The sequence below is a fragment of the Vibrio sp. 2033 genome, assembly GCF_033339735.1.
The window spans coordinates 1-4940 of sequence record NZ_JAWOVC010000058.1 but is presented as its reverse complement, the minus strand read 5'-3'; the positions used below and the strand labels follow the sequence as shown (position 1 = coordinate 4940).

Genomic DNA, 4940 nt, shown 5'->3' with positions numbered 1-4940 from the left:
AACCACCTCCGCAGCCATTTATTGGTGTGGTCTACAGAGGATTATGTCTTTTTAGAGGGGAAAATCCCTAGAACCCCTAAATGGTAATGCGGCAGGCATACGTTGTCCATATGTTGTAACTATTCATTCTATAAATTTTACTTGATCAATATCAAAAGTCAGGATTATTATGCCGATCGGTACAAAACTAACATAAGGATAGCGAGATGGTAGGCAAACACCTTAGAACGCCTCTTCTACTAATCTCATTTGCAGCGCCATTGGTGTTGTCTGGATGTCAAGATTCACGCGCCGAAGCACCTGCATCAGCACCGCCACCACCAACGGTTGAAGTGGCACAAGTGCTTGTAGAACAGGTTACCGAGCTTGATCAATACACTGGTCGATTAGAATCACCTCAAACCGTCACCGTAATGCCTCGTGTATCGGGTTACGTAGACCGTGTTCACTTCCGTGAAGGCCATCTCGTAGAAGCTGGAGACGTGCTTTTTTCAATCGACAATCGTTTGTTTGTTGCTGAAGTTAACCGTTTGAAAGCGGAACTTAGCAGTGCTCAAACAAGCTTGAACCAAGCAATCAAAGATTATGAACGTGCACAAAGACTAAGCAAAACTAAAGCAATTTCTCAAGAGACCGTTGATGCGCGTTTTGCAGATCAGCAGCGTAGCGTTGCAAGTGTTTCAGCTCTTAAAGCTGCTTTGGCAAAAGCGGAACTAGACCTTGAATTCACTCTAGTTCGCGCGCCGATTGCAGGCAAAGTTTCTTTCGCAGAGGTGACCAAAGGTAACTATGTAACTACGGGTCAAACCGTTCTTACGTCACTGGTATCTACTTCGAAAATGTACGCTTATTTCGACATTGATGAGCGTAGTTTCCTTAAATATCAAGAGATTAATAACCTCATCTCAGCGGATGGTGAAATTGAAAATGTCGTCCAAATGTCGTTGGCTAACGATACCGATTTCCCTCATATCGGTTACATCGACTTTGTAGACAATGCGATTGACGAAGCAACGGGAACCATTCAAGTTCGCGCCGTTTTTGATAATGCGGATAAGAAATTTTTACCGGGTATGTTCGCCAAAATGCGTATCGCTGGCTCGGATAGCTACCAAGGTGTGTTGATTGATAACAAGGCGATTGGTACCGATCTGAATAACAAGTATGTCTTGGTTTTAGGCGATGACAATATTGTCCAATACCGAGCAATCTCTCTTGGTGAAGGCCTTAACGGTCTGCGCATTGTATTGGATGGCCTAAAAGGCGACGAAAAGATTGTCGTCAATGGCTTACAACGCGTTCGTGCCAACATGCCTGTTACGCCCGATGAAGTTGCAATGGCTGATGAAAACACCCTTGCCAATATTCGCCAGCAACAAGCATTACGAGACCAGCAGCGCAGTGAGCTACTGACTCTGCAAGTGAAGCAATAAAGGAACCATTGCAATGTTTTCCCAGTTCTTTATTCGTCGGCCGATCTTTGCATCCGTGCTGTCGATACTCATATTCATCGGTGGTGCATTGTCAGTATGGCAACTGCCTATCACTGAATACCCCGAGGTTGTACCTCCGACTGTCGTTGTAACAGCGACTTACCCGGGTGCGAACCCGAAAGTGATTGCGGATACCGTCGCGTCTCCCCTCGAAGAAGAGATTAACGGCGTAGAAGACATGCTGTATATGTCTTCTCAAGCGACTTCTGATGGCGTGATGACGTTAACCGTCACCTTTGCCATTGGTGCCGACGTAGACAAAGCGCAAACCCTAGTTCAAAGCCGTGTTGATCGTGCCCTACCTCGTTTGCCTGAAACCGTTCAGCGACTTGGTGTTGTGACGGAAAAGTCATCACCAGACTTAACCATGGTCGTTCACTTGGTGTCGCCTGATGAGCGTTATGACCTACTTTATCTTGCGAACTATGCAGCGCTTAACGTTAAAGATGAACTTGCCCGAATCGAAGGTGTGGGTGCCGTTCGCCTGTTTGGTGGTGGCGAATACAGCATGCGTATTTGGCTTGATCCAAACAAGGTCGCAAGCCTGGACCTCAACCCTAGTGAAGTCATTTCTGCGATTCGCGAACAGAACCAACAAGCTGCAGCAGGTAGCCTTGGTGCTCAACCAAGTGGCTCGTCAGACTTCCAGTTGCTTATTAATGTCAAAGGACGTTTAAGCGAAGTTGAAGAGTTCGAGAACATCATCATCAAGGTTGGTGAAGATGGTCAGATCAACCATTTGAAAGATGTCGCTCGTATTGAATTAGGTGCCGAAACCTACTCACTTCGTTCACTACTTGATAACCAAGACGCAGTTGCCATTCCAATCTTCCAAGCTTCTGGCTCAAACGCGATTCAGATCTCTGATGACGTAAGAGCGAAAATGGAAGAGCTGTCAGCTAGCTTCCCTCAAGGTGTGAGCTACGAGATTGTTTACGACCCAACGGTATTCGTTCGTGGTTCTATTGAAGCGGTAGTGCAGACACTGCTTGAAGCGGTATTACTTGTTGTACTAGTTATTGTTCTGTTCCTGCAAACTTGGCGCGCATCGATCATCCCATTAGTTGCGGTTCCGGTTTCATTAGTTGGTACGTTCGCCTTCATGTACTTAATGGGCTTCTCTTTAAATGCTCTGTCACTGTTTGGCTTAGTACTCGCTATCGGTATCGTTGTTGATGATGCGATCGTGGTGGTCGAAAACGTCGAGCGAAACATCGAAGAAGGTCTTGCTCCTATTGCGGCGACAGAAAAAGCGATGCGAGAGGTTACAGGCCCAATTGTTGCGACGACGTTGGTGCTCGCTGCGGTATTCATCCCGACTGCGTTTATGTCTGGCTTAACGGGTCAGTTCTATAAACAGTTTGCGTTGACCATTACTATTTCAACGTTCATTTCAGCTATTAACTCGCTGACTTTGAGCCCGGCTCTTTCTGCCCTGTTGTTACGTGGTCACGACCAACCGAAAGATTGGCTCACGCGTGCAATGGATGGCTTGTTCGGACGCTTCGTATTTACCCCATTCAATAAGCTATTTAACAAAGGTTCTATCGCTTACGGTTACGCGGTGAAGAAGAGCATTCGACTTGGCGCACTGATTGGTGTGATGTATGTTGGCCTGCTTGGCTTAACGGCTTACCAATTCGATCAGACTCCTACGGGTTATGTGCCGGGTCAAGATAAGCAGTACTTGGTTGCATTCGCGCAACTGCCAGACGCGGCTTCACTTGAGCGTACCGATGCAGTGATTCGTGAGATGTCCGAGATTGCTTTGGCACAACCAGGCGTTGAACACTCCGTTGCATTCCCAGGTCTGAGCATTAACGGGTTCACCAATAGTCCAAACAGCGGTATCGTGTTCACTCCGTTGGCTGATTTCGACGAGCGTCAAGATCCGAGTCTTAGCGCAAATGCGATTGCAGGTCAGCTGAACCAAAAATTTGCTTCTATCCCTGATGCATTCATCGCGATCTTTCCACCACCACCGGTTCAGGGTCTGGGTACGATTGGCGGTTTCCGTTTGCAGATCCAAGATCGAGCGAACCACGGCTACGAAGCGCTATACGGTGTCACTCAACAAGTGATCATGAAAGCATGGGCGCACCCGGCACTAACTGGTGTGTTCTCAAGCTATCAAGTTAATGTTCCACAGTTAGACCTGGATGTTGACCGTACGAAAGCGCTCAAGCAAGACCTATCATTAGACGATGTTTTCTCTACCCTGCAATCCTACATGGGGAGCACGTACGTCAATGATATCAACCGCTTTGGTCGCACATACCAAGTGAACGTTCAGGCCGACGAAGAGTTCCGCCAAACACCAGAGCAGATTCGCCAACTAGAGGTTCGAAATGCGAACGGTGAAATGATTCCTTTAGGCGCGTTTGTTGATGTGAATTACAGTGCTGGTCCTGACCGTGTGATGCATTACAACGCTTATACCACAGCAGAGATCAATGGTAGCCCTATGCCAGGTTTCAGCTCAGGTGAAGCGCAAGCAGCGATTGAGCAGATCCTTGCAGAGACACTACCGATTGGCATGACTTACGAATGGACCGAGCTGACCTACCAACAGAAGTTGGCCGGTGATACAGCTATGTTGATCTACCCACTGGTTATCTTGTTGGTGTTCCTTGTACTTGCTGCGCAATACGAAAGTGTACGTCTTCCGATGGCAATCATCTTAATCATTCCTATGACGCTTCTATCGGCGATCAGCGGTGTGATTCTATGGGGTAGCGACAACAATATTTTCACTCAAATTGGTCTAATCGTACTGGTTGGTTTGGCAACTAAAAACGCCATCCTAATCGTAGAATTCGCCAAAGAGTTGCAAGATAAAGGTCGCACTGTGATGGAGGCTGTTCTTGAAGCATCACGCTTACGTCTTCGCCCAATCTTGATGACGTCGATTGCCTTCATCATGGGTGTGGTTCCAATGGTGTTCTCTACTGGTGCCGGTGCTGAAATGAGACAAGCAATGGGTATCGCTGTGTTCTCTGGCATGATTGGTGTAACCATATTCGGTCTGCTACTCACGCCACTGTTCTACTACGTATTGGCTAAACGTACTCCTAAAGAGCAGAGTGACAACACAGAGCAAGTTGCACTAGAGCCGATTAACGAATCCACTGTCTAATCCTTTATTTTGAGTGATTAGAAAGGCAGCCCGTGCTATTTGGGGCTGCCTTTTTTTCGTTAAGGACTCAACGGCAATTCCAGCCGTTATTTTTTGTTCAGTCTAGAAACTGTTGAATATCGTCGACGTCCATTAACTCTGACGATAAATACCGCTCTGCATAGTTGCGATAAACACCGCTCGTTAAAAGCAGGTGGAAAATCTCTTTATCAATATGTTCATTCTCCGCCATTTTGGGGTTCTAGGGATTTTCCCCTCTAAAAAGACATAATCCTCTGTAGACCACACCAATAAATGGCTGCGGAGGTGGG

3 protein-coding genes are annotated in these 4940 nt (G+C 47.0%); 2 read left to right on the top strand and 1 reads right to left on the bottom strand.

Going from position 1 to position 4940, the window contains the following annotated elements; all coding sequences use genetic code 11:
• Window positions 1-206: 206 nt before the first annotated feature.
• Entirely contained in the window at window positions 207-1433 is a 1227-nt protein-coding gene (locus R7P74_RS24390) for an efflux RND transporter periplasmic adaptor subunit (RefSeq protein ID WP_203347287.1), read from the top strand.
• Between the two features lie 13 nt (window positions 1434-1446).
• Entirely contained in the window at window positions 1447-4629 is a 3183-nt protein-coding gene (locus tag R7P74_RS24385) for an efflux RND transporter permease subunit (RefSeq protein WP_203347286.1), read from the top strand.
• A gap of 97 nt (window positions 4630-4726) precedes the next feature.
• Here the strand turns inward: R7P74_RS24385 and R7P74_RS24380 are convergent, their stop codons facing one another.
• On the bottom strand, window positions 4727-4861 hold the full coding sequence (locus tag R7P74_RS24380) for a hypothetical protein (protein WP_257898055.1): 135 nt from the start codon (window positions 4859-4861) through the stop codon (window positions 4727-4729).
• Between the last annotated feature and the right edge of the window lie 79 nt (window positions 4862-4940).

What these genes read in the sequence shown, in the direction of transcription:
- R7P74_RS24380 (WP_257898055.1), bottom strand. Translation starts at nt 4,861, where the DNA reads ATGGCGGAGAATGAACATATTGATAAAGAGATTTTCCACCTGCTTTTA.
- R7P74_RS24390 (WP_203347287.1), top strand. Translation starts at nt 207, where the DNA reads ATGGTAGGCAAACACCTTAGAACGCCTCTTCTACTAATCTCATTTGCA.
- R7P74_RS24385 (WP_203347286.1), top strand. Translation starts at nt 1,447, where the DNA reads ATGTTTTCCCAGTTCTTTATTCGTCGGCCGATCTTTGCATCCGTGCTG.